The sequence below is a fragment of the Enterobacter sp. Crenshaw genome (genome assembly GCF_024734705.1).
Classification (GTDB): Bacteria; Pseudomonadota; Gammaproteobacteria; order Enterobacterales; family Enterobacteriaceae; genus Enterobacter; species Enterobacter asburiae_B.
Genome location: NZ_CP102932.1, coordinates 4,336,165 through 4,361,234 on the forward strand (window position 1 = coordinate 4,336,165; position 25,070 = coordinate 4,361,234).

The following is a 25,070-nucleotide window of genomic DNA, read 5'->3' on the forward strand; positions in this document are numbered from 1 at the left end:
AGATCGAGAAAAAAAGAGTGGTGATATAAGGACTGTCCAGCTAAAGCAGGTAAACTGATCCGCAGAATGTGTATTTCAGCTAAGACGTATTTATGACCAATATGATTGCCGACGAGACGGTGGCTAAATCCAGCGTGCTCTCTGTCTTCGACTTTGACGGGACATTAACGCACCACGACAGCTTTATTCCTTTCCTGCGTTTTGCCTTCGGCAAACGTTACTTCGCGGGCCGCCTGGTGCGCATGGCGCTGCCCACGCTCCACTGCGTGCGTCGCAAGCTGACGCGCGATGAGCTGAAGGAAGTGCTGATTAAAACCTTCCTGACGGGCGTGGATGAACACTGGCTGCGCCAGCAGGCGGAAGCCTTTTGCGAAAAATACTGGAACAAGCTGATGCGCCCCGAAGGGGTTCTGGCGGTGGCGGCTGAGGTAAATTCCGGTGCGGAGGTGACCATCTGTTCCGCATCCCCGGCGCTGGTGCTCCAGCCGTGGGCTGATAAGCTCGGCATTAAGCTGATTGGCACGCAGCTGGAAGTGAAAGACGGCAAGCTGACGGGGCGCATCACGGGCAATAACTGCCGCTGCGCCCAGAAGGTGGCAAGGCTGGAAAAAGTGTATGGCGATCTGAACGCCTATCACCTGCGCGCCTGGGGCGACACCCGCGGCGACCACGAACTGCTGGCGGCGGCGCAGGATCCGCACTGGCGGCACTTCCATCACCCGCGAAAGCGTCGGAATTCACCGATTAAGGGTTAGGTGCGGTCCGGTGCCCTCACCCCGGCCCTCTCCCACAGGGAGAGGGAGAAAGGCGGTACATCAGGCCTCACGTTTCCCCGGGAACATCACGCTCGCAATAATCCCCAGCGCCAGCACGCCTAATACCACAAACAGACTGGCCGTGGCGCCAATGCTGTAACCGTGATGCCAGAAGTGATCGGTGGCATTTAACCCCAGCTTGAACGCCACGAAGAATAGCAGCAGAACCACGGCTTTCTCGAGGTGCACCAGATACTGCTTCAGCGCTTCCAGCACGAAGTAAAGCGTACGCAGGCCGAGAATGGCGAACATCATGGCGCTGTAGATAATCAGCGGCTCGCGGCTCACGGCAATAATGGCCGGCACGGAGTCAAACGCGAACATGACGTCAGAGAGCTCGACGACGGCTACGCAAAGCAGCAGCGGCGTCGCATAGCGCTTCGCCTTCTTCACGCGTCCGACCATCACGTCCTGGTTTTCCGGTTTCTCCAGCTCCGCATCCACCTCTTTCTGGGTCAGAATAAAGGCGTTGCTGCTGATTTTCGGCCAAACCGGATAGAAGCGCTTCACCAGGCGATAGGCGAGATGACCCGAGTAATCTTCCACTTCGTCGCTCTCTTCATTGCGCCTGAGCATCATCACCGCCGTCCAGCCAACGACCAGCGCGAAGATCACCTCAACGTACGGCCCCAGGCTTAGCAGGCTGGTGCCGATAGCCACAAAGATGCCGCGGAAGACTATCGCCCCCAGCACGCCCCAGTAGAGCACGCGGTGACGGTACTTATCCGGCACGCCGAACCAGGCGAAGATTGCCATCATCACAAACAGGTTATCGACGGAGAGCACCTCTTCCAGCGCGTAGCCGGTGAGGAACAGGCTCGCCATCTCGGCGCCGTGGTGAACATACAGGAATCCGGCGAAGGCCATCGCCATCATGACCCAGAAAATGGACCACATCGCCGCGCTTTTCAGCGAGACGGGTTTATCGTGACGGTGCATAAAGAGGTCGATAAACATCGCCCCTACGGCCATCACCACAAAGACAACAACGGTTTCCGTCGGGAAACCGAGATGAGCAGCAGACATACAACACCCTTTTGGCAGACAAAACACAACACCATGCAAACTGGCGTAAACCAGGAACAGAAAAGGGCGGGCCGTTAATCAGCCTCTTCGCCCTCAAATTCGCGACCTTCGGGCCGCGCAAGGAGGAGTACTTTACCTTACCAGACGGGGATCGCGCATCTGCCGTTTAGGCGCTCATGCCGCGCAAACGCTGCAGCACCGCCACCAGAACCGCCACAGACCAGCCCACCATCAACGCGCCCACCAGCCCTTCCACTCCGCCGATGAGCCGCCAGTGCTGGGGTAACGTGACGTCGCCGTATCCCACGGTAGCGTAGCTGACCAGTGAAAAATAGAAGCTGGTGTTCCAGTCATTAAACGCGTCGATGACATAATAAAACGCAGCAAACAGTCCGGCCTCAAGGAGGTGGGCGAAGATCATGGAGATCACGATACTGACATTGCGTAAAACGATGCGTACCGCCGAATCGACTTCTAATTTGATGAACTTTAAAACGCCAAACATCCACAGCGAATGGATCACCACGGTAAGGGTAAGCAAAATAATAATACTGAGTAGCTGCATGATGCGTGCTCGACCAAAAGGAATCTGGCCCCGCGAACGAGGCGGGGCACCTGGTCGAAGCTTAGTTGAATGACGAGGAAAAGTTGGTGCAATAATTGCGTTGCGTGATTATCTCCCTTGTAGAGAGCCCTCTTTGAGGCTGGTTCGACTGCTGTGAGCGATATATCTGCAGCGCACTATCTGTGAGTCACCTCTTATTTACATCATTCAAACCTTCCATTAACTGGATAAAAATAACGCGCCGTCGCTATAGTGGTTTTGTTTAATAAAACTGAGTTGTACCTAATAAAACAAAGAACAAACCCTGCGAGGACACAATGACAGAACATTTACGTAACGGCGCTACCGCCACCGAGGACATAGAAAGAGAGACGATGCGGAAGGTGATCTGGCGTATTCTCCCGTTTCTGATTGTCAGTTACCTGGTCTCCATTATCGATCGCGGGAATATCGGCATGGCTTCGCTGCAGATGAATGAGGACCTTGGCCTCAGCAAAGCCGCGTTTGGCTTCGCCAGCAGTCTTTATTTCGTGGCCTATTTTTTGTTTGAAGTACCCAGCAACCTGGCCATGCAGAAAGTCGGCGCCCGGCTGTGGATCCCGCGCATTATGATCAGCTGGGGCATCGTCTCCATGTGTATGGCCCTGGTGCAGAACACCACGTCGCTCTATATCGTCCGTTTTCTTCTCGGTGCTGCAGAGGCGGGCTTCTTCCCGGGCGTCGTGCTGTATCTGACCTGGTGGATCCCGTCCCGCTACCGCGCACGCATTATTGCGTCCTTTATGGTCGCCATCCCGCTCGCTAACTTCATCGGCTCCCCGCTTTCCGGGTTGATACTGTCACTGGATGGCTGGCTGGGCCTTCGCGGCTGGCATCTGCTGTTCATTATTGAAGGCTTGCCGGCGGTGCTGCTGGGTATTGCAGCCTGGTTTATTCTCCGGGATCGCCCTCATCAGGCGAGCTGGCTCAGCAGCGAACAGAAACAGTGGCTGGAAACCACGCTGGAAACCGAGCGCAATCAGCAAAAGAGTATCGGACACCAGACCACGTGGCAGTTGCTAAAGCATCGTCAAATCTGGCTGATGGCCCTGATTTACGCGGGTGCATCTTCCGCGGGCACCACGATCAGCGTCTGGTCTCCTCAACTGCTGAAATCCTTCCATCTGGATAACCTTGAGACAGGTCTGTTTAACGCCATTCCTTACGGTCTGGCATCGGTTCTGATGATTGTATGGGGACGGAATTCCGATCGTACCAACGAACGCCGCTGGCATACCGCACTCACGCTGTTCATGATTGCCGCAGGTGTGTTCGCCGCCTTTGTAAGCGTCTCGCTGTCTGCCACGATCGTTATCCTGAGCATTATGCTGATAGGCGCTTATTCAATGAAAGGGCCTTTCTGGGCGCTGGCGTCCGGTTGGATGAGCAGTACCTCAGCGGCGGCGGGACTGGCCGCGATTGGCGCCATCGCAAACCTGATAGGTGGGGCGGTGATGGTAAACGCGTACGGCATTATCAATGAGCGGACAGGCAGCTACACGCTGGCAATGCTTCCGCTGGCCGCGCTGTGCGTGGCCGGGGGTATCGCGGTGCTCATTATGGGGCGGCAGGCCCGCCGCGCTCAGCTACACGAAAAACAGGTCACGCATTAACGATGACAGAAGCGGGACATTTGTCCCGCTTCTGCATTTAAAGATTTTCTTCCGCCGCGTCGCTCGTTTCACCAAAGAACTGCTGACAGAAGGGCTTGCTGGCGCCCATTTTCTGCGACAGACGGCTTGCAGCCACCTTCATCAACTGCCCTATCTCCTTCTCACGACGATCTTCCGTCAGCCGCGAGATGGGGCCGGTCAGGGCTAACGCCGCAACCAGCTTGTCGTGAACGCCGAAGACAGGCATCGCAAACGCAGCGGTGTGGGGATCGCGCGCGCCTGACGTGTAGAATGGGAGTTCAGCTTCTCCCTCCGGCAGGCTTTCATTGAGCCCCCAATGGCGTAATACCTTACTGATGGCCGAATTATCGAGCGGGAACTGGCTGCCGGGAAGATTGCTGTGTCGCAGGCCATGCGACGCTTCAGCGCGAAACAGGCAAAGCCGCTGCCCTCCCTCCAGCACATACCAGCTGGCACTCTCCTGAGACGCCAGGGATAAGGCCTGAAGCTCTGGCTGAACCACCCGGGAAAGATGGAAAGATTGTTCATACAGCTTGCCGAGGTAAAGCAGACGTGGGCCCAGCGCATAATTGCCGTCTTCATGCCTGACGACGTAATTCATCCGTTCAAGAGAATTCATCAAGCGGTAAACCGTGGTTTTGTGATAACCCGACAGCTGTGCCAGCGCGGTCAGCGTCAGGCTCTCATCTCCAGGACGGAAGCAATCCAGTAAAGCCAGCGCTTTTTCAACCGCTACAACGCCTTCATTCCCCATCATTATCTCCTTGTTAGCCCGGCAGTGAGTGTACCTCAAATTTTGTGAGTCACTTCGTGTTTACATCACAAACGCCACCTCGGGTCTGGCTAAAAGGAAAGCAACACCGCTATAGTTGTTTTGTTCTGTACACCTGCATTGTACTCAGTAAAACAATATGGAGGCATTTATGTCCGTTAATGAAAAAAAACCGATTAATCGCCATTTCGAGCGTGTTTCTGCCGAGGACGTTCGTCGGGCTGCCGAGTATCAGGCAGCTATTCTGGCCGACGTGGCCGGTCGCCGCGGTACGCTTCATGGCCGCATCAAACCGCTGGCCCCACACATGTCCGTTGCGGGTCCGGCCATCACCGTTGAAGTCCGTCCGGGTGATAATCTGGCGATTCATGCCGCGATGGCGGTGGCGCAGCCCGGCGATGTCCTGGTCGTCGATGGCAAAGGCGACCTGAGCTGCGCGCTGCTTGGGGAAATCATGGCCACTCAGGCTCAGGCGAGCGGCATTGCGGGCATTATTATTGATGGCGCTGTACGTGACGCCGACACCCTGAGCAAAGGTCACTACCCCGTCTTTTCTGCCGGTTTGAACCCCTGCGGCCCGACAAAGTTAATTTCTGGCCGGGTTAATCATCCCATTTCAGTCGCCGGGGCGACGGTTCAGGCCGGAGACCTGGTTGTCGCGGATATCGACGGCGTGGTCGTCATCCCGCGCGATGAGGTTCAGGAGGTTATCGCTCTGGCAAAAGAAAAGCTGGAGATGGAGACCCGGCGTCTTGCTGCCATCCGTGAAGGCGATTTACGTCCACACTGGCTTGATGACGCGCTTCGTAAGGCAGGTATGTTGAGCGACGGGGAGACGCTGTGATGGGGGGCAAAGACGTAGTGCTGGTTACCGGAAGCGACCTGGCGGAGCAGGCCATGGTGATGTTACAGGGCTTTGAAGTGGTGTTTGCGGGCCGCCAGCCCACAGAAGATGACCTGATCGCGCTATGTAAACGACACAATCCTGTGGCGATCCTGGTACGTTACGGCAGGATCACCGAGAAAGTTATGGATGCCGCCCCGGCTTTGCAGGTTATTTCCAAGCACGGAAGCGGGATCGATGTGATAGACCAGACGGCAGCGGCCGAGCGCAACATCGCCGTCCGGTCTGCGCCAGGCGCAAACGCGGCGGCAGTGGCTGAACATACCTGGGCGCTGATCCTCGCCTGCGCAAAGTCAGTGGTGCCTCTGGACAAGCGGTTGCGAAACGGGCACTGGGATAAGGCGACGCATAAATCCATTGAACTGGAGGGCTTAACGTTAGGGCTAATTGGGTTGGGTGCTATCGGCTCGCGCGTGGCGACTATTGGTCACGCTTTCGGCATGAAGGTGCTGGCTTACGATCCCTATGCTAAGACTATGCCTGCCCTGTGCGAACGCGCAGAAACGCTGAACGGACTTCTTTCCCGTTCCGATGTCATCTCTTTGCACTGTCCGCTGACCGATGAGAATCGGGGGATGATCAATAGCGAAACGCTCGCACACTGCAAGCGGAACGCAATTCTGGTCAATACGGCACGCGGTGGACTGATCCACGATGAGTCGTTACTGGCGGCGCTCAGGGATGGCACGCTGCACAGCGCCGCGCTGGACAGCTTTACCCACGAGCCGCTGACCGCGCCGCACCTCTGGCAGTCCGTAGAAAACGTGGTTATTTCACCGCATATTGGCGGCGTTACCGCAGCGTCATATATCAGGATGGGGACCGTGGCCGCGAGCAATATTCTTGCTGTGACAGACGTCACCACCGTCAGCTCGTAAAGCCAACCGTGACGAGTGGCTGTGCTCTTATGTCACTTGTCTTCTGCCAGCGCCTGAGCGCACGCCCAGGCACTTGCCCATGCCCACTGGAAGTTGTACCCGCCGAGCCAGCCGGTCACATCCATCACTTCGCCAATAAAATAGAGCCCCGGCACGTTGCGCGCTTCCATGGTGCGGGACGAGAGCTCATTCGTGTCAACGCCACCCAGCGTCACTTCCGCCGTGCGGTAGCCTTCGGTGCCGTTTGGCTGAACGCGCCAGTTTGTCAGGGTCTCGACCAGCGTTTCCTGCTCGCGGCTGTTAAGCTGCTTGAGCGACACGTCCGGGATCTGCCCCAGCGCCTGCAAACATTCCACCAGACGTTTTGGCAGCTGCATTGCCAGGGTGTTTTTCAGGCTTTGATTCGGGTGCGCGGTACGCTGCTCGTTAAGGAACGCGTCGAGATCGCAATCGGGAAGCAGGTTAACCGTGACAAACTCCCCCGGCTGCCAGTAGCTGGAGATTTGCAGTACCGCCGGGCCGGAGAGGCCGCGATGGGTAAAGAGCAGATTTTCGCGAAACACCGTCCCGTCTTCGGCGGTAATGACGGAGGGAACGGACACGCCAGACAGCGTCTGAAGCTGTTCCAGAAGCGGTTTATGCAGCGTAAACGGCACCAGCCCGGCGCGCGTGGGCAAGACTTTCAGGCCAAACTGTTCGGCAATCTTATAGCCGAACGGGGAGGCGCCCAGCCCCGGCATAGACAGGCCGCCGCTGGCGATCACCAGGCTGTCAGCGCTGACGGTTTCACCGTTCAACTGCAGCGTATAGCCCTGGTCGTCGCGCGCGACCTCCAGCACTTCCGTGCGCAGGCGCATGACGACGCCGCCCTTCTCGCACTCGGCCACCAGCATATCGACAATCTGCTGCGCGGAGTCGTCGCAGAACAGCTGCCCCAGCGTCTTTTCATGCCACGCGATACCGTGCTTACCCACAAGGTCGATAAAATCCCATTGGGTGTAGCGCGCCAGCGCAGATTTACAAAAATGACGGTTTTGGCTCAAATAGGCCGCGGGTTCAACATACAGATTAGTAAAGTTGCAGCGCCCGCCGCCGGACATCAGGATCTTACGGCCGGGCTTTTTACCGTTATCCAGCAGCAGCACGCGACGACCCGCCTGTCCGGCCATTGCCGCACAAAACATACCCGCCGCACCGGCGCCAATTACCACGGCATCAAACCTTTCCACGTCAAAACCCTCTTTGTTAACTGCCGCGGATTGTAAAGTTTCCTCTGTGGTCACACCAGCGTAAAAAGATATTACAAAGCCATTTCATTGAAATTTAAAGAATATCCTTTCTAGTGCTTTTCTCAAATCAGGTGGTATGTCAAAAAAAGTCTATATTTCACTTTGCCCGCCGCGCATTTGTCCTGGATAATGCGCCGCGTTCATGTCCTCAAAATGGCGTAACGTCCTATGCTACATTTGTTTGCCGGCCTGGATTTACATACCGGGCTTTTATTATTGCTTGCTCTGGTTTTTGTACTGTTTTACGAAGCGATCAACGGCTTCCACGACACTGCAAACGCAGTAGCGACGGTTATCTACACTCGCGCAATGCGATCGCAGCTTGCGGTTGTTATGGCGGCGGTATTTAACTTTTTTGGTGTTCTCCTGGGCGGACTGAGCGTTGCGTATGCCATCGTGCATATGCTGCCAACGGATCTGCTGCTTAACGTTAGTTCTGGCCATGGCCTCGCTATGGTGTTCTCAATGCTGCTTGCTGCAATTATCTGGAACCTCGGTACCTGGTATTTTGGCCTGCCTGCATCCAGTTCTCACACCCTCATCGGCGCGATTATCGGTATCGGGTTAACCAACGCCCTGATGACCGGGACATCGGTTGTTGATGCGCTGAACCTGCCTAAAGTATTGGGCATTTTCGGCTCCCTGATCATCTCCCCTATCGTGGGTCTGGTAGTCGCGGGGGGATTGATTTTCATCCTGCGTCGCTACTGGAGTAACACGAAAAAACGTGCGCGTATCCACCTGACGCCAGCAGAGCGTGAGAAGAAAGACGGCAAGAAAAAGCCGCCGTTCTGGACGCGTATCGCCCTGATCATTTCTGCGATCGGCGTGGCCTTCTCTCACGGCGCGAACGACGGGCAGAAAGGCATTGGTCTGGTGATGCTGGTTCTGATCGGCGTCGCACCGGCAGGCTTCGTGGTGAACATGAACGCCTCGGGTTACGAAATCACCCGTACCCGCGATGCGGTCAACAACGTTGAAACCTATTTCCAGCAGCATCCTGACCTGCTGAAAAAAGCGACCGGCGTTGATCAATTGATCCCTTCTCCGGAAGCCGGTGCAACCACCGCGCCTGGCGAGTTCCACTGCCATCCGGCAAACGCGATTAACGCGCTGGAACGTGCGAAAGGCATGCTGGGCGATATCGAAAGCTACGACAAACTGGCTGTAGAACAGCGTGGTCAGCTGCGTCGTATCATGCTCTGTATCTCTGATGTGACCGATAAAGTCGCGAAGCTGCCAGAGGTGAATGGTGACGACAAACGTCTGCTGAAGAAACTGAAAAGCGATATGCTCAACACCATTGAGTACGCGCCAATCTGGATCATCATGGCCGTCGCGCTGGCGCTTGGTATCGGTACGATGATTGGCTGGCGTCGTGTGGCGACCACCATCGGCGAGAAGATCGGTAAGAAAGGCATGACCTATGCGCAGGGTATGTCCGCGCAGATGACGGCGGCAGTGTCTATCGGTCTGGCGAGCTACACCGGTATGCCGGTATCCACCACCCACGTACTCTCTTCATCCGTGGCAGGTACCATGATTGTTGACGGTGGCGGTCTGCAGCGCAAAACCGTGACCAACATTCTGATGGCCTGGGTGTTCACCCTTCCGGCATCCATCCTGCTGTCTGGCGGTTTGTACTGGATTTCGCTGAAGCTGATTTAATCGGTTGAAGGCGACAAAAAAGCGGGTCAGGAAGCTGACCCGCTTTTTTTATGCTCAGTGCCAAATCATCAATGCAATCATACTGACTACGACCAGCCCGCACAGGGCGCTGGTCAAAATGAACTGACGACGCAGGCGCTCGCAGCGACGAATAAACTCTTCATCGTGATGATCGCGGTAGCGCTGGTAGTAGATGTACCCCACCAGACGCATCTGCTTGCTGGGCTGTCCATGCGAGGTGAAGAACCCTCCACCGTCCACATACTGATAAAGCAACGGATCGCAACCACGAAGTACCACTAACAGCGCACGTAACGATGAGAAGTAGCGCGCCATATTCACTATGCAAACCACGCATAACGCCCAAAACAATGCGACGGTGCTAATCATACATCCTCCCCGGCGTCCGCCCACGAAGCAAGGCTCCTGAGCTACCGCACCCCAATGCCCTGACAGACAGTTCAGTGAAAGAATGACCAAAATCGATCCGGTTCGCGTTTTAATATCCGAACGGCTCATTTAACAGTGTAGGAGATCCGTTAATTTTTTTGCCACAAGGTTAATCGTTATCAACACCAAAGCTTGAAAAATATGTTTAACTGGGCCGTAATGAAAGTATCAGACGACGGCATTCTCACTTAGTCATCGATAACTTAAGGAAGGAGTAACACTATGGCTTACAAACACATTCTCATCGCGGTAGACCTCTCTCCGGAGAGCAAAGTGCTGGTTGATAAAGCGGTATCCATGGCACGTCCCTACAACGCGAAAGTTTCGCTGATTCACGTTGACGTGAATTACTCCGACCTCTACACCGGTCTGATCGACGTGAATCTTGGCGATATGCAGAAACGCATTTCCGAAGAGACTCACCATGCCCTGAGCGAACTCTCCACCAACGCGGGCTATCCGATTACCGAAACCCTGAGCGGCAGCGGCGACCTGGGCCAGGTGCTGGTTGATGCGATCAAGAAATACGATATGGACCTGGTGGTTTGCGGTCACCATCAGGACTTCTGGAGCAAGCTGATGTCTTCAGCGCGCCAGCTGATTAACACCGTTCACGTGGATATGCTGATTGTTCCACTGCGTGACGAAGAAGACGAGTAAGTGCGTTAAACTCCCCTCACCCTAACCCTCTCCCAAAGGGAGAGGGGATAGATCGAGGACACAGGCCGAGTAAGGCGAAGCCGCCACCCGGCTTTTTTTATTCCGGCGTACCCGGATAAATATCAAACCGGTGCCCTTTGGTGGTCACCGCGTTAGCGGTCGCAACGTCCGCCAGCGGCGGCGCATAGTCCGGGCGCTTTACCACCACCCGCTTCGTGGCAAGCTGACGAGCCGGCTCCAGCAGGCCATCGGCATCCAAATCAGGCCCCACCAGCGACTGAAACACCCGCATCTCTTTCTTCACCAGCGCGCTTTTCTGCTTATGCGGGAACATAGGGTCGAGATAGACCACCTGCGGGCGCGGGGTGATGTCCGTCAATGCCGTCAGGCTGGAGGCGTGGATCAGCTGCAAACGATCCTGTAGCCAGGGGCCGATTTCCGGGTCCGCGTAGCCTCGCGCCAGCCCGTCGTCGAGCAGCGCAGCGACCACCGGATTACGCTCCAGCATCCGCACGCGACAGCCGACGGACGCCAGCACAAACGCATCGCGCCCCAGCCCCGCCGTGGCATCGACCACGTCCGGGAGGTAGCTCCCTTTGATGCCGACCGCTTTGGCCACCGCTTCGCCGCGACCGCCTCCGAACTTGCGCCGGTGCGCCATCGCGCCGCCGACAAAATCGACGAAAATCCCGCCGAGCTTCGGTTCGTCGCGCTTGCGTAATTCGAGATGTTCCGGCGTCATCACCAGCGCCATCAGGTTTTCTTCATCGTGCTCCAGCCCCCAGCGGGCCGCCAGAACAGATAAGGCGCCGTCTCCGGCGCCTGTTTCATCTACTAAGCAGATCTTCACGTAACAATCAGCCTTTGATCCCGTAATGCTCAAGCATCGCGTCCAGCTGCGGCTCGCGGCCGCGGAAGCGTTTGAACAGCACCATTGGCTCTTCAGACCCGCCGCGGGTCAGGATGTTATCGAGGAAAGACTGGCCGGTTTCGCGGTTGAAGATCCCCTCTTCTTCGAAGCGGGAGAAGGCATCCGCAGCCAGCACGTCGGCCCACAGGTAGCTGTAGTAGCCCGCCGCGTAGCCGCCGGCGAAGATATGGCTGAAGGCATGCGGGAAGCGGCCCCAGGTTGGCCCTGGAATAACGGCAACCTGCTTTTTAATCTCGGCCAGGGTCTCAAGGATTTTCGCACCCTGCTCCGGGCTAAACTCGGCGTGCAGGCGGAAATCGAACAGGCCGAACTCCAGCTGGCGCAGAATGAACATCGCCGCCTGGTAGTTTTTCGCCGCCAGCATTTTGTCCAGCAGCGCTTTCGGCAGCGGCTCGCCGGTCTCATAGTGACCGGAGATAAACGCCAGCGCGTCCGGCTCCCAGCACCAGTTTTCCATAAACTGGCTTGGCAGCTCGACCGCATCCCACGGCACGCCGCTGATACCGGCTACGCCTGCGGTTTCGATACGGGTCAGCATGTGGTGCAGACCATGACCGAACTCGTGGAAAAGGGTGATCACTTCGTCGTGGGTGAACAGCGCCGGTTTGCCGCTTACCGGACGGTTGAAGTTACAGGTCAGGTAGGCGACCGGTTTTTGCAGGGAACCGTCGGCTTTACGCATCTGGCCTACGCAGTCGTCCATCCACGCCCCGCCGCGCTTGTTCTCACGCGCGTAGAGATCGAGGTAGAAGCTGCCGCGCAGCTCGTTTTTCTCGTCATACAGCTCGAAGAAGCGCACGTCCGGGTGCCAGACGTCGATATCGGTACGCTCTTTGGCGGTGATGCCATAGATGCGTTTTACCACTTCGAACAGGCCGTTAACGGCTTTGTTTTCCGGGAAGTACGGGCGCAGCTGCTCGTCGCTGATGCTGTAGAGGTGCTGCTTCTGTTTTTCGCTGTAGTACGCGATATCCCACGGCTGCAGCTCGTCCACGCCGAACTCCGCTTTCGCGAAGGCGCGCAGCTGGGCCAGCTCTTTCTCACCCTGCGGACGGGCGCGTTTCGCCAGATCGGTCAGGAAGTCGAGCACCTGCTGCGGGTTCTCCGCCATTTTGGTGGCGAGGGATTTATCGGCGTAGTTTTCGAAGCCCAGCAGCTGCGCCAGCTCGTGACGCAGGGCGAGGATTTCCGCCATTACCGGGCTGTTGTCCCACTTACCGGCATTCGGCCCCTGATCGGAGGCGCGGGTGCTGTACGCGCGGTACATCTCTTCGCGCAGGGCCTGGTTGTCGCAGTAGGTCATCACCGGCAGATAGCTCGGGATATCCAGCGTCAACAGGAAGCCTTCCTGCTCTTTCGCTTCAGCCTGGGCTTTTGCCGCCGCCAGCGCGCTTTCCGGCATACCGGCCAGCTCAGCTTCGTCGGTAATCAGCTTCGTCCAGCCCATGGTGGCGTCGAGCACGTTGTTGCTGTACTGGTTGCCCAGCTCGGACAGACGCGCGGCAATTTCGCCGTAGCGGGTCTGCTTCTCTTTTGGCAGGCCAATCCCGGACAGCTCAAAATCACGCAGGGCGTTATCGACCGATTTTTTCTGCGCCGTGTTCAGTTCGGCATAGTGGTCGCCGTCGCGCAGGTCGCGGTAGGCTTTGTAGAGCCCTTCGTGTTGCCCAACCCAGGTGCTGTACTCAGAGAGCAGCGGCAGGGTCTGCTCGTAGGCTTCGCGCAGTTCCGGGCTGTTTTTTACCGAGTTCAGGTGGCTCACCGGGGAGAAGATACGCCCCAGCACGTCGTCCACTTCGGCCAGCGGCTGACACAGATTTTCCCAGGTGTACGGCGCGCCCTGCGCTACCACGCTTTCTACCGCCGCGCGGCAGTTGTCCAGCGATTGCGTAACGGCTGGAACAACATGCTCAGGGAGGATTTTAGAAAACGGCGGCAACGAAAAAGGCGTCAGTAATGGATTGGTCATAAACGCTGTCCTGTTGAAATAGATGAATGAAGCGCGCATCCGGCGCTGTGCATATGGGATCTAGAATGGGGTTAAGTGTAGAGGATTTCAATGCCGGACGTTGCGCTTTCGCGGCGGTGGAAACTTTTCTGTATACTGTGGCGATACGCTCTATTTTTGCCCGATGGCGTTACGCTTATCGGGCCTACGTTTACTACCTGGAACACATTCATCCATGCTCAGTTATCGCCACAGCTTCCACGCAGGCAACCACGCCGACGTCCTTAAACACACCGTTCAGAGCCTGATCATCGAATCGCTCAAAGAGAAAGAGAAGCCGTTTCTCTATCTGGACACGCACGCGGGCGCGGGCCGTTATCAGCTGAGCGGCGAGCATGCCGAGCGTACCGGTGAATATCTGGAAGGGATTGCCCGCATCTGGCAGCAGGACGACCTGCCTGCCGAGCTGGAGCCTTACATCGGCGTGGTGAATCACTTCAACCGCAACGGCCAGCTGCGCTACTACCCTGGCTCACCGCTGATTGCACGCCAGCTGCTGCGCGAGCAGGACAGCCTCCAGTTGACCGAGCTGCATCCGAGCGACTTCCCGCTGCTGCGTTCCGAATTCCAGAAAGACAGCCGCGCCCGCGTGGAAAAAGCCGACGGTTACCAGCAGCTGAAGGCCAAACTGCCGCCGGTTTCCCGTCGTGGCCTGGTGCTGATCGACCCGCCGTACGAAATCAAAACCGACTATCAGGCGGTGGTAACCGGCATCCACGAAGGCTACAAACGCTTTGCTACCGGCACCTATGCCCTGTGGTACCCGGTGGTGCTGCGCGCGCAGATCAAACGCATGATCAAAGACCTGGAAGCGACCGGCATCCGCAAGATCCTGCAGATCGAGCTGGCGGTACGCCCTGACAGCGATCAGCGCGGCATGACCGCCTCCGGCATGATTGTGATCAACCCGCCGTGGAAGCTCGAAGCGCAGATGAACAACGTGCTGCCGTGGCTGCATAAAACGCTGGTGCCCGCCGGTACAGGCCACGCCACCGTCAGTTGGATCGTGCCGGAGTAATCGCAGTCATCGGTGGAAACTATTGATTTCAGGTATACAATCGCGGCAATTCACGATTAAGGACAAAAGCAATGACTAAGCATTATGACTACATCGCAATCGGCGGCGGCAGCGGCGGCATCGCCTCCATCAACCGTGCGGCCATGTACGGCCAGAAGTGCGCGCTGATTGAAGCCAAAGCGCTGGGCGGCACCTGCGTGAACGTGGGTTGTGTACCGAAGAAAGTGATGTGGCATGCGGCGCAGATCCGTGAAGCTATCCATATGTATGGCCCGGACTACGGCTTTGACACCACCATCAACCGCTTCGACTGGGACAAACTGATCGCCAGCCGTACCGCCTACATCGACCGTATTCACACCTCGTACGACAACGTGCTGGGTAAAAATAACGTCGATGTTATCCACGGTTTCGCCCGCTTTGTGGACGCGAAAACGATCGAAGTGAACGGCGAGACGATCACCGCCGATCGCATCCTGATCGCCACCGGCGGTCGTCCGAGCCACCCGAACATCCCGGGCGTGGAATACGGCATCGACTCCGACGGTTTCTTCGAGCTGCCTGCCCTGCCAAAACGCGTTGCCGTTGTTGGCGCGGGCTATATCGCGGTGGAACTGGCTGGCGTGATTAACGGCCTGGGCGCGGAAGCGCACCTGTTCGTACGTAAACACGCGCCGCTGCGCAGCTTTGACCCGCTGATTGTCGATACGCTGGTTGAAGTGATGAACACGGAAGGCCCGACCCTGCACACCAACGCCGTGCCAAAAGCGGTGGTGAAAAACGCGGATGGTAGCCTGACGCTTGAGCTGGAAGATGGCCGCAGCCAGACCGTCGATTGCCTGATCTGGGCGATTGGCCGTGAACCTGCGAACGATAACTTCAACCTGGGCGTGACGGGCGTGAAAACCGACGAAAAAGGCTATATCGTCGTCGATAAATTCCAGAACACCAGCGTACCGGGCATTTATGCGGTCGGCGACAACACCGGCGCGGTTGAGCTGACGCCGGTCGCCGTTGCGGCGGGTCGTCGTCTCTCCGAGCGCCTGTTCAACAACAAGCCGGACGAGCATCTGGACTACAGCAACATCCCGACCGTGGTCTTCAGCCATCCGCCAATCGGCACCGTCGGCTTAACCGAGCCGCAGGCGCGCGAACAGTACGGCGACGACCAGGTGAAAGTGTATAAATCGGCGTTTACCGCGATGTACACCGCCGTCACCTCTCACCGTCAGCCGTGCCGCATGAAGCTGGTCTGCGTAGGTCCGGAAGAGAAGATTGTCGGTATCCACGGCATCGGTTTCGGCATGGACGAGATCCTGCAGGGCTTCGCCGTGGCGCTGAAGATGGGCGCAACCAAGAAAGACTTCGACAACACGGTGGCCATCCACCCGACGGCCGCGGAAGAGTTTGTGACCATGCGTTAATCCTGATGCCCCTCTCCGGAGGGGCATTTTTTTTAACATTCATAAATCGTTGCAAAACGAATGCTCCGAAAATAGTGATCTACCGCACATATCCCTCCCCATCTACCGAAGCGAATGTCTACGCTTATAAGACGCCCGGATAAACCTGTCTTTTGAACACACAACCGGAGGTCCCTATCACCATGTTCAACCAGAAACTACAGGCTACCGAGAACATCGAGTTCGAGATTGCAGAAGAGCTGCGCTACGAGACCGATCCCTGCGAGTTGAAACTGGATGAAATGATTGAGGCGGAGCCGGAACCCGAAATGATCGAGGGGCTACCCGCCTCCGATGCGTTGACGCCCGCAGACCGCTATCTTGAACTGTTCGAGCATGTGCAGTCGACGCGGCTGTTTGCGGACAGTAAAACCTTTCCCGACTGCGCGCCGAAGATGGATCCGCTGGATATCCTGATCCGCTACCGCAAGGTCAGACGCCACCGGGATTTCGACCTGCGCCAGTTTGTGGAGAACCACTTCTGGATGCCGGAAACGTACGGCACAGAATATGTCTCCGACCCGGGACTCTCCCTGAAAGAGCATATTGATAACCTGTGGCCGGTGCTGACGCGCGAGCCGCAGGATCATATTCCCTGGTCTTCCCTGCTGGCCCTGCCGCAGGCCTATATCGTCCCCGGCGGGCGATTCAGCGAGACCTACTACTGGGATTCCTATTTCTCCATGCTGGGGCTGGCGGAGAGCGGCCGTAACGATCTGCTCAAATGTATGGCGGACAACTTCGCCTGGCTGATTGAACGCTACGGGCATATCCCCAACGGCAACCGCACCTATTACCTCAGCCGCTCACAGCCGCCGGTCTTTGCCCTGATGGTGGAGCTGTTCGAGGAGGACGGCGTGCGCGGTGCGAAACGCTATCTGGATCACCTCAAAATGGAATACGCCTTCTGGATGGACGGCGCGGAGTCGCTGCTGCTTAACCAGGCTTACCGCAGCGCCGTGCGTATGCCGGACGGTTCACTGCTCAACCGCTACTGGGACGACCGTGATACCCCGCGCGACGAATCGTGGATCGAGGACGTTGAAACCGCGCGCCACTCGGGTCGTCCGCCCAATGAGGTGTATCGCGATCTGCGCGCGGGGGCGGCGTCCGGCTGGGATTATTCGTCCCGCTGGCTGCGCGATCCGTCGCGGCTCGCCAGCATCCGCACGACGCAGTTTATCCCCATCGATCTGAACGCCTTCCTGTTCAAGCTGGAAAGCGCTATCGCCAACATCTCGGCGTCGAAAGGGGATAAAGAGACGGCAGAGGCGTTCCGCCAGAAAGCCAACGATCGCCGCGCGGCGGTGAACCGCTATCTGTGGGATGAGGAGAGCGGCTGCTACCGCGATTACGACTGGCGACGCGAAGAGCTGGCGCTGTTTTCTGCCGCCAGCATTGTGCCGCTGTATGTTGGAATGGCGACGCACGAGCAGGCAGAACGTTTGTCTGATGCGGTCAAATCGCGGCTGCTGACCCCGGGCGGAATTCTGGCGACCGAGTACGAAACCGGCGAGCAGTGGGATAAACCCAACGGCTGGGCGCCGCTGCAGTGGATGGCGATTCAGGGGTTCAAGCAGTACGGCAACGACTCGCTGGGCGATGAGATCGCCTGGAGCTGGCTGCATACGGTGAACCATTTTTATAAGACGCATCACAAGCTGATTGAGAAGTACCACATCGCCAGCAGCACGCCGCGCGAAGGTGGCGGGGGTGAGTATCCGCTGCAGGACGGTTTTGGCTGGACGAACGGCGTGGTGCGGCGGCTGATTGGGTTGTATGGGGAGCCTTAAGCGGGGTGCGGTCTGGTGCCCTCACCCTAACCCTCTCCCTAAAAGGGAGAGGGGACTGCACGGTGCGCTCTTCATCTCCCTCGCCCCTATGGGGAGAGGGCTGGGGTGAGGGGAAAAATTTTAGCGAATCACCTCATAAATGGCAGTCTGAATGGACTGCCATTTTTTCGTGGTGGCATCCGGCTGCGACTGCGCGCGGCGAGTGGCCATGTCGAGATCGTGCTGCTGGCGTTTCACTACGGCAGGCACGGTGCAGAAAGCTTTGAGATACTCTTTACGAACCGAGGTCAGAGACTCACCGTTCGACATGGCGTGGCTGAGCGTGTTGATGAAGCGACGGCACGGCTTCTCTTCCACCATGTTCTGGCGGTAGCGTAGCATCAGCTCCAGCACATCGTCATAGCCTGCCGACATCGCCTCTTCGGTCCAGGACAGCTTCCAGTCCATACCGCCCTGCAAAAATAGCAGGGTCACGCGGGTATCGTTGCGGTTAATGGCCGAGCGGAAATTATTCTCGTCCCAGGTGACCCCCATGCGCGTGAGCGTTTCGCGCGAGGAAGGCGTCTCGCGCATTTCCTGCGGAGGAGCCGCTTCAGCCGCGCTGGCGGTTGCAGGCTGCGGTTTGCTGCTGGTCACTAGCCAGAAGCCCCCCGCCACGATAGCAATCACCATGACGCCAACCGCCCCCCATAGCGCACCGGAAATGAGCTGCTCGCGTTGTTCGGGGGTACGCGGCGCGCGCTGGGTCGGCTTTTCAATGGTGTCACGGACTTCAAACAGATCTCCACCAGTGACCCGATCCATTTTCTGCGCCTTTTCCCAGAAGGTATGCAATTCGCTGGCATCTACCGCCATGAATCCGGCCGGATTGACGCGCGTTCTCCCCTCTTCAAACGCGCGCTGAACGGGCCGCGCGATCTGCGCGTAGTAGTTATCCAGCAGCTGGATTTGCGCCGAGCTTAGCGTTTTCTGAACGGTGATGCTGTTGCGGATTTGCCGGATGTCATCGAGGAAGGTTTGCAGCGTTTTGCGCGGTTCAACCAGCAGCGTCAGCATGGACGGGTCGCTGAACAGCGAAGCGTAATAGCGGCTGAACTCTTTTTTATCCACCAGCATCTGCGCCAGTTCACTGAACATCATGCCGCTGAGGACATCGTTGATCTCGCCAAGCTTCAGCCAGCGCCGCACGCGGTCAGCGTTAAACAGGGTCTTAAGATGGTTGTTCAGCCGCACCTGATCGGGCCAGGCCTGCTGGATGAGTCCTTTAATCATCAGCTCAATCGCGCGTACCTGCTTGTGCGCCTGCTGCTGCTGGAGTTCGCTTCCCGGTGCCAGGTCGGTGCTGTAGGTCAACAGCGGCTGCTGCAGGCGAAGATGTTCCAGCGCGGTCACAAACCGCATCGCCGCAATAAGCTGGTTTTCACTCACATCCTGTCCGCTTTCATACTGCGGAACGCGCTGCTGCAGCAGGCGCAGCTGGAGCGTAAATTCCGACATCTCGGCATCATTGAGGTTGAGTTTTTTCGCAACGGCTCCCCAGCCGCCCAGAGCTAATCGCGCGCTGTCGAGTTGTTCCAGAAACCAGCGTGGATCTTTTCCCTCAGAAGCATGTACATTCAGAAGGAGTAAAATTTCCACCGACGCATGGCGAATGACCGCCAGACAGTGTTCAAACTGTTCGCGAATATGATGTGATGTGCTGAGAGTCATTGTTTTCCTTAAGCGACAACGAAGACATCCGGAATGGGCACGAAACGCCCTTTATTCTTTTTATTTATACGCGGTTAACCATACCTGACTTTCTGTTGAAATAAAGTGACAACCCTAAAATGATTTAAAATGTTTCAGGAGAATCTGAATGCCGGTTTTAATTACCTCTCGCCTGACCTGTTCGCCCCTGCAGGAGCAAGACTGGCCCTTTTTTCTGGCGCTACAGCAGCACCCGGACGTAATGCGCTTTGTGGCGGAAGGCCGCCCCGTCGCGGCGATCCGCGAGGCGTTTGATTCGCGCCTGGCCCCATGGGCACCGGGCAGCGCGCACTGGCTTTGTCTCGTCGTGCGTGACACCGCCTCACAGGCCCCGCTGGGCGTTACCGGGTATATTCATCGGGAGGAGGACTGCGCCGAAGTGGGCTTCCTTTTCGCACCCGAGGCGCAGGGGAAAGGTTACGGCTTTGAATCCCTGAAAGCGCTTTGCGATTACGCTTTTCATCAGGGCGGTATACGGCGACTCACCGCCACCGTCACCGCGGGAAATGTTGCGTCAAGACGCCTGCTGGAAAAAGCCCGCTTTCGTCTGGAAGGTGAATTACGCGAGAGCTATTACCTTGCGGGGCGCTGGCAAAATGACTGGCTATTTGGTTTATTACAGCAGGAATACCTGAATAATAATTCCTGACCAACCGCTTTTTAGCAGATATTTCCCGGACGTCGTTTCCTCTTCAGTGTCGCTATTAAGAGGAAACGAATATCAAACGTCATTCGCTGAAAATATTTTCTGCCGCCATTGCGTTAATAAATAAACATCAGGGTCTTTCTCTGGAGAAATATCGTGATGAAAAGGGGTTATCGGCTATGGCTGCCTGCGTTCTTTATCACTGTCAGTATGCAGACACATCCATATTAAGGGTTTCCTTAAGAGGTTCCTTCCCCTTAAGCCCGTGCATCACAGGAACATACCACCTGATACTTCAATACGTTGCGCATTCATCCAGCCCAATTTATCGCTGAGCAGTGCCGCAATGGCATCGCCAATATCGTCCGGCAGCCCCACCCGTCCCAGCGCCGTCTGCGACGCCAGCAGCTGATTCAGCTCCGCGTTGTCGCGCACGCGTCCGCCGCCAAAGTCGGTTTCAATCGCGCCCGGTGCAATGATATTGACGGAAATTCCGCGCGCGCCCAGCTCTTTCGCCTGATAACGCGTCAGCACTTCCATCGCTCCCTTCATGGCCGCGTAGGTCCCAGAGCCCGGCTGGGTAAAACGGGCCAGCCCGCTGGAGACGTTGAGGATACGCCCCCCGTCGTTAAGCAGCGGCAGCAGGCGCTGGGTCAGGAAGAAAGGTCCTTTGAAATGAATGTTCAGCGCTTCATCAAACTGGGCTTCCGTCGTGTCGGCATAGGGCGCATATAAACCCGTTCCGGCATTGTTCAATAAATAGTCAAAGGTTTCGCGCTGCCAGACGGTCTTAAGGGTTTCCTGAAGCTGTCGGGCAAAATGATCAAAACTCGCGATATCCCCGACGTTGAGCTGTAATGCCGCTGCGTTGACGCCTTTTTCCTGAATTTCATGCACAACATCCAGCGCTTCCTGCTGGCTACGATTGTATGTCAGGACAATTCCCGTTCCGTCTGCCGCCAGCTTTAACGCAGCGTTTTTACCCAGACCACGGCTACCACCCGTCACTAATGCGATACGTTCACTCATCATAAACCTCGTTTTGGCTGTTAAGGAGATTGAGAAAGAGCTTATTAGGTGATAGAAAATCAATAAAGATGGGTTAAAACGCTTCACTGTTTCAACAGAAACAACAATGAGCTTCCTCTATGGATAAAATTCACGCAATGCAGTTGTTCGTCCGCGTCGCGGAACTGGAGAGTTTTTCCCGCGCGGCCGAAACATTAACCCTGCCGAAAGGCAGCGTCTCGCGGCAAATTCAGGCCCTGGAAAACCGGCTTGGCACCCAGCTATTGCACCGCACCACGCGCCGCGTCAGCCTGACGCAGGACGGCATGGTCTATTACGAACGGGCAAAAGATCTGCTGGCAAACCTTGATGAACTCGACGGTATGTTTCAGCACGATCCCTCCAGCATCAGCGGTCGGCTCCGCGTGGATATGCCCGTCGGCGTTGCTCGAAATTTAGTCATCCCCAAACTGCCTGCTTTTCTGCAGCACTATCCGGGCATTGAACTCGAGCTCAGCAGCAGCGATCGTCTGGTGGATGTGATCCGCGAAGGGTTTGATTGCGTGGTGCGCGTCGGCACATTGAAGGATTCAGGGCTGATTGCCCGTCCGCTGGGCAAGCTGTCGGTGATTAACTGCGCCAGCCCGGATTATCTGGCGCGATTTGGCTACCCGGAAACCCTGGACGATTTAGGCTCGCACGCCGTCATCCACTACGCCGCGATGCTGGGAACCCGCCCGCAGGGCTTTGAGTTTTATAATGGCAGTACGACGCAGTGGATAAAAACGGGCGGGGTGTTAACCGTCAACAGCACGGAAACTTACCAGGCTGCCTGTCTCGCCGGGCTGGGCATTATTCAGGTTCCGCGGGTTGGGGTGCGCGATTTACTGCGCGCGAAGAAACTGATTGAGATCCTCCCGCAATACCGGGCCGAAGCGATGCCCGTCTCCCTGATTTACCCTCACCGCCGCAACCTCTCCCGCCGGGTCCATCTGTTCATGGAGTGGCTTACCGAACTCACAAAAGCTTACGTGGACTAGCCGCAAGCTATAATTCAAAAACACATCCAGCTCAACGAAAAGGAAAATGCGCGTGACGCCGGAAAACAATCCGCAACGACCGACTCAACATTTAGAGTATGACCCCATCAAAAAGATGGAAACCGAGCCTGAAGCGCCCGCAACGCCGGGAACAGCCAGCAAAGCGCTGGGTACGGTTACCAGCATGGCAGAAAAGATCCAGCAGCTTCCCATGATTGCGCACCTGATACGCGCCACAGAACGGTTTAATGACCGCATGGGGAACCAGTTTGGTGCCGCCATCACCTATTTTTCCTTCCTGTCGATGATACCCATCCTGATGGTGTCGTTTGCGGCAGCCGGTTTTGTGCTCGCGTCGCACCCGACGCTGCTGCAGGATATCTTCACTAAGATCCTGAATAACGTCAGTGACCCGACCCTTGCCAGCACGCTCAAAAGCACCATCAATACCGCCGTTCAGCAGCGTACCACCGTCGGCATCGTCGGTTTGCTGATTGCCCTTTACTCCGGCGTTAACTGGATGGGCAACCTGCGCGAGGCAATTCGCGCCCAGTCGCGCGACGTCTGGGAGCGTAAGCCGCAGGACCAGGAGAAAATCTGGGTAAAGTATCTCCGCGATTTTGTTTCGCTGATTGGCCTGCTCGTCGCGCTGATCGTGACGCTTTCCATTACCTCCGTGGCGGGCTCGGCGCAGCAGATGATCATCTCCGCGCTGTACCTTGATTACATCGAATGGCTCAAGCCCGCCTGGCGCGGCATTGGGCTGGCCATTTCCATCTTCGCCAACTACCTGCTGTTCTTCTGGATCTTCTGGCGCTTGCCCCGCCATCGTCCGCGCAAGAAGGCGCTGATCCGCGGCACGTTGATTGCGGCGATCGGCTTTGAGGTGATTAAAATCGTGATGACCTACACGCTGCCGTCGCTGGTGAAATCCCCTTCCGGCGCGGCGTTTGGCTCGGTGCTGGGACTGATGGCCTTCTTCTACTTCTTCGCACGCCTGACCCTGTTCTGCGCGGCATGGATTGCTACCGCCGAGTACAAAGGCGACACGCGAATGCCCGGTAAAACGCACCGCTAGCCCCGCTCTCGGGCTGAAATTTCAGCCCGATTCATCATTTCAGCATATAAATCCAGTCCGTAACTTTTATTTAACTGAAAACCAGTTTAATTGACTGATATTTAAAATCTGTGAAGCATTTCATAGACGTGTTTTCGCTGGCCTGAAAATTATCCGCTTTTTGTTGCTTTTATCATCAGCGCGCGGCTTTGTTACAGATTGAAATGTCGCTTTTGCTGTGCGTAATATGGCCTTTCGTTCGACAAAAATAAGAAAATATTATGCAAGCAACAGCCACCACACTCGACTCAGGAACGGAAAACGTTCCGGTAAACTCGCGCAATAAAGTTGTCGTCGCCTCGCTGATTGGCACCGCCATTGAGTTCTTCGACTTTTATATTTATGCCACCGCCGCGGTCATCGTCTTCCCGCATATTTTCTTCCCGCAGGGCGATCCGACGGCGGCCACGCTGCAGTCTCTGGCGACCTTTGCCATCGCGTTTGTTGCGCGTCCAATTGGCTCTGCGCTGTTTGGACACTTTGGCGATCGCATTGGCCGCAAAGTCACCCTGGTGGCCTCGCTGCTGACGATGGGCATCTCTACCGTGGCCATCGGTCTGCTGCCGACCTATGAAACCATCGGCATTCTGGCGCCGGTCCTGCTGGCGCTGGCGCGTTTTGGTCAGGGTCTGGGGCTGGGCGGTGAATGGGGCGGCGCGGCGCTGCTGGCCACCGAGAACGCCCCGGCGCGCAAGCGCGCGCTGTACGGTTCATTCCCGCAGCTGGGCGCGCCGATTGGCTTCTTCTTTGCCAACGGGACGTTCCTGCTGCTCTCCTGGCTGCTGACGGATGAACAGTTCATGAGTTGGGGCTGGCGTCTCCCGTTTATCTTCTCAGCCGTGCTGGTGCTGATTGGCCTGTATGTGCGCGTTTCGCTGCATGAGACCCCAGTTTTTGCGAAAGTGGCCGCGGCGAACAAGCAGGTGAAAGTGCCGCTGGGTACGCTGCTGACCAAACACGTCCGCGTGACCGTACTGGGCACGTTCATCATGCTGGCAACCTATACGCTGTTCTACATCATGACCGTCTACTCCATGACGTTCAGTACCGCCGCCGCGCCGGTTGGCCTGGGCCTGCCGCGTAACGAAGTGCTATGGATGCTGATGATGGCGGTGATCGGGTTTGGCGTGATGGTACCGATTGCGGGCCTGCTGGCGGACAAATTCGGTCGTCGTGCGAGCATGATTACGATCACCACGCTGATCATTCTGTTTGCTCTGTTCGTCTTCCCGCCGCTGCTGGGTTCCGGTAGCCCGGCGCTGGTGATGGCCTATCTGCTGATTGGCCTGAGCCTGATGGGGCTGACCTTCGGCCCGATGGGCGCGCTGCTGCCTGAGCTGTTCCCGACGGAAGTGCGTTATACCGGCGCGTCGTTCTCCTACAACGTTGCCTCTATTCTGGGCGCGTCCGTTGCGCCGTATATTGCCACCTGGCTGCAAGCGAACTATGGTCTGTTCTATGTGGGCGTCTATCTGGCGGCCATGGCGGCTCTGACGCTGATTGCGCTGCTGCTGACGCACGAGACGAAGCACCAGGCTCTGTAATTCACTGCGGCCTGATGCCCTCATCCCGGCCCTCTCCCACAGGGAGAGGGAGG

Annotated in this window: 22 protein-coding genes and 1 pseudogene; 14 read left to right on the plus strand and 9 right to left on the minus strand. The window is 56.9% G+C overall.

Going from position 1 to position 25,070, the window contains the following annotated elements; all coding sequences use genetic code 11:
• Positions 1-92: 92 nt before the first annotated feature.
• Positions 93-755, plus strand: a complete 663-nt coding sequence (locus tag NWV12_RS20725) for an HAD family hydrolase (protein ID WP_014885577.1) — start codon at positions 93-95, stop codon at positions 753-755.
• Between the two features lie 60 nt (positions 756-815).
• Here NWV12_RS20725 and NWV12_RS20730 read toward each other — a convergent pair whose 3' ends face one another.
• Together NWV12_RS20730 and NWV12_RS20735 are read right to left on the minus strand one after the other, a co-directional pair.
• A complete protein-coding gene (locus NWV12_RS20730) occupies positions 816-1,841 on the minus strand; it encodes a TerC/Alx family metal homeostasis membrane protein (RefSeq protein ID WP_024908851.1) in 1,026 nt (341 codons plus the stop codon).
• 166 nt (positions 1,842-2,007) lie between these two features.
• Entirely contained in the window at positions 2,008-2,406 is a 399-nt protein-coding gene (locus NWV12_RS20735) for a potassium channel family protein (protein ID WP_048981457.1), read from the minus strand.
• Positions 2,407-2,723: 317 nt separating this feature from the next.
• On the opposite strand from NWV12_RS20735, the gene NWV12_RS20740 reads away from it, so the two are divergent.
• The gene (locus tag NWV12_RS20740; protein ID WP_048981458.1) at positions 2,724-4,058 is read left to right on the plus strand and encodes an MFS transporter; all 1,335 of its coding nucleotides are present in this window, start codon (positions 2,724-2,726) and stop codon (positions 4,056-4,058) included.
• A gap of 37 nt (positions 4,059-4,095) precedes the next feature.
• Here the strand turns inward: NWV12_RS20740 and NWV12_RS20745 are convergent, their stop codons facing one another.
• The gene (locus tag NWV12_RS20745; RefSeq protein ID WP_048981459.1) at positions 4,096-4,833 is read right to left on the minus strand and encodes an IclR family transcriptional regulator; all 738 of its coding nucleotides are present in this window, start codon (positions 4,831-4,833) and stop codon (positions 4,096-4,098) included.
• A 169-nt stretch (positions 4,834-5,002) separates the two neighbouring features.
• Between NWV12_RS20745 and NWV12_RS20750 the strand changes: the two genes are divergently transcribed.
• Positions 5,003-5,695, plus strand: a complete 693-nt coding sequence (locus NWV12_RS20750) for an RraA family protein (protein ID WP_048981460.1) — start codon at positions 5,003-5,005, stop codon at positions 5,693-5,695.
• On the plus strand, positions 5,695-6,633 hold the full coding sequence (locus tag NWV12_RS20755) for an NAD(P)-dependent oxidoreductase (protein WP_048981461.1): 939 nt from the start codon (positions 5,695-5,697) through the stop codon (positions 6,631-6,633). Before NWV12_RS20750 ends, NWV12_RS20755 begins: the two co-directional genes overlap by 1 nt.
• A 32-nt stretch (positions 6,634-6,665) precedes the next feature.
• Here NWV12_RS20755 and NWV12_RS20760 read toward each other — a convergent pair whose 3' ends face one another.
• A complete protein-coding gene (locus tag NWV12_RS20760; protein ID WP_033147086.1) occupies positions 6,666-7,862 on the minus strand; it encodes an NAD(P)/FAD-dependent oxidoreductase in 1,197 nt (398 codons plus the stop codon).
• Between the two features lie 228 nt (positions 7,863-8,090).
• Between NWV12_RS20760 and pitA the strand changes: the two genes are divergently transcribed.
• Positions 8,091-9,590: an inorganic phosphate transporter PitA gene (gene pitA, locus NWV12_RS20765; RefSeq protein WP_023309552.1), complete on the plus strand. Its 1,500-nt coding sequence runs from the start codon at positions 8,091-8,093 to the stop codon at positions 9,588-9,590.
• A 54-nt stretch (positions 9,591-9,644) separates the two neighbouring features.
• On the opposite strand, the gene uspB is transcribed toward pitA, so the two are convergent.
• On the minus strand, positions 9,645-9,980 hold the full coding sequence (gene uspB, locus NWV12_RS20770) for a universal stress protein UspB (protein WP_003861224.1): 336 nt from the start codon (positions 9,978-9,980) through the stop codon (positions 9,645-9,647).
• 282 nt (positions 9,981-10,262) lie between these two features.
• Here uspB and uspA point away from each other — a divergent pair, with 282 nt between their 5' ends.
• Positions 10,263-10,700: a universal stress protein UspA gene (uspA, locus tag NWV12_RS20775; RefSeq protein ID WP_003861223.1), complete on the plus strand. Its 438-nt coding sequence runs from the start codon at positions 10,263-10,265 to the stop codon at positions 10,698-10,700.
• A gap of 97 nt (positions 10,701-10,797) precedes the next feature.
• Here the strand turns inward: uspA and rsmJ are convergent, their stop codons facing one another.
• Both rsmJ and prlC read right to left on the minus strand, forming a co-directional pair.
• Positions 10,798-11,550 carry a 16S rRNA (guanine(1516)-N(2))-methyltransferase RsmJ gene (rsmJ, locus tag NWV12_RS20780; protein WP_047059892.1) on the minus strand — a complete coding sequence of 251 codons (753 nt, stop codon included), beginning with the start codon at positions 11,548-11,550 and terminating at the stop codon, positions 10,798-10,800.
• 7 nt (positions 11,551-11,557) lie between these two features.
• Positions 11,558-13,600: an oligopeptidase A gene (prlC, locus tag NWV12_RS20785; RefSeq protein WP_048976969.1), complete on the minus strand. Its 2,043-nt coding sequence runs from the start codon at positions 13,598-13,600 to the stop codon at positions 11,558-11,560.
• Between the two features lie 214 nt (positions 13,601-13,814).
• On the opposite strand from prlC, the gene NWV12_RS20790 reads away from it, so the two are divergent.
• The 3 genes from NWV12_RS20790 to NWV12_RS20800 all read left to right on the plus strand — a co-directional run bounded on the left by NWV12_RS20790 (position 13,815) and on the right by NWV12_RS20800 (position 17,913).
• Positions 13,815-14,657 carry a 23S rRNA (adenine(2030)-N(6))-methyltransferase RlmJ gene (locus NWV12_RS20790; protein ID WP_032640380.1) on the plus strand — a complete coding sequence of 281 codons (843 nt, stop codon included), beginning with the start codon at positions 13,815-13,817 and terminating at the stop codon, positions 14,655-14,657.
• Positions 14,658-14,728: 71 nt separating this feature from the next.
• Positions 14,729-16,081 (plus strand): glutathione-disulfide reductase, encoded by a 1,353-nt coding sequence (gene gorA / locus NWV12_RS20795; protein ID WP_029740254.1) that lies wholly within the window; start codon positions 14,729-14,731, stop codon positions 16,079-16,081.
• 182 nt (positions 16,082-16,263) lie between these two features.
• Positions 16,264-17,913 (plus strand): alpha,alpha-trehalase, encoded by a 1,650-nt coding sequence (locus NWV12_RS20800; RefSeq protein WP_045355923.1) that lies wholly within the window; start codon positions 16,264-16,266, stop codon positions 17,911-17,913.
• 120 nt (positions 17,914-18,033) lie between these two features.
• Here the strand turns inward: NWV12_RS20800 and NWV12_RS20805 are convergent, their stop codons facing one another.
• Positions 18,034-19,623: an STY4199 family HEPN domain-containing protein gene (locus tag NWV12_RS20805; protein ID WP_032662140.1), complete on the minus strand. Its 1,590-nt coding sequence runs from the start codon at positions 19,621-19,623 to the stop codon at positions 18,034-18,036.
• Positions 19,624-19,771: 148 nt separating this feature from the next.
• Between NWV12_RS20805 and NWV12_RS20810 the strand changes: the two genes are divergently transcribed.
• Both NWV12_RS20810 and NWV12_RS22140 read left to right on the plus strand, forming a co-directional pair.
• Positions 19,772-20,311, plus strand: coding sequence for a GNAT family N-acetyltransferase (locus NWV12_RS20810; RefSeq protein WP_047059898.1), 540 nt, complete (start codon positions 19,772-19,774; stop codon positions 20,309-20,311).
• 71 nt (positions 20,312-20,382) lie between these two features.
• Positions 20,383-20,481, plus strand: a pseudogene (locus NWV12_RS22140) (lysozyme); the annotation flags it as partial.
• A gap of 97 nt (positions 20,482-20,578) precedes the next feature.
• Here NWV12_RS22140 and NWV12_RS20815 read toward each other — a convergent pair.
• Positions 20,579-21,337 (minus strand): SDR family NAD(P)-dependent oxidoreductase, encoded by a 759-nt coding sequence (locus tag NWV12_RS20815; RefSeq protein WP_048981462.1) that lies wholly within the window; start codon positions 21,335-21,337, stop codon positions 20,579-20,581.
• A gap of 119 nt (positions 21,338-21,456) precedes the next feature.
• On the opposite strand from NWV12_RS20815, the gene NWV12_RS20820 reads away from it, so the two are divergent.
• From NWV12_RS20820 to NWV12_RS20830, 3 genes are all read left to right on the plus strand, one after another.
• Positions 21,457-22,356: a LysR family transcriptional regulator gene (locus NWV12_RS20820; protein ID WP_033146867.1), complete on the plus strand. Its 900-nt coding sequence runs from the start codon at positions 21,457-21,459 to the stop codon at positions 22,354-22,356.
• 52 nt (positions 22,357-22,408) lie between these two features.
• A complete protein-coding gene (gene yhjD / locus NWV12_RS20825) occupies positions 22,409-23,434 on the plus strand; it encodes an inner membrane protein YhjD (RefSeq protein ID WP_048981470.1) in 1,026 nt (341 codons plus the stop codon).
• A 260-nt stretch (positions 23,435-23,694) separates the two neighbouring features.
• A complete protein-coding gene (locus tag NWV12_RS20830) occupies positions 23,695-25,017 on the plus strand; it encodes an MFS transporter (protein WP_023309582.1) in 1,323 nt (440 codons plus the stop codon).
• The last annotated feature ends 53 nt before the right edge of the window (positions 25,018-25,070 follow it).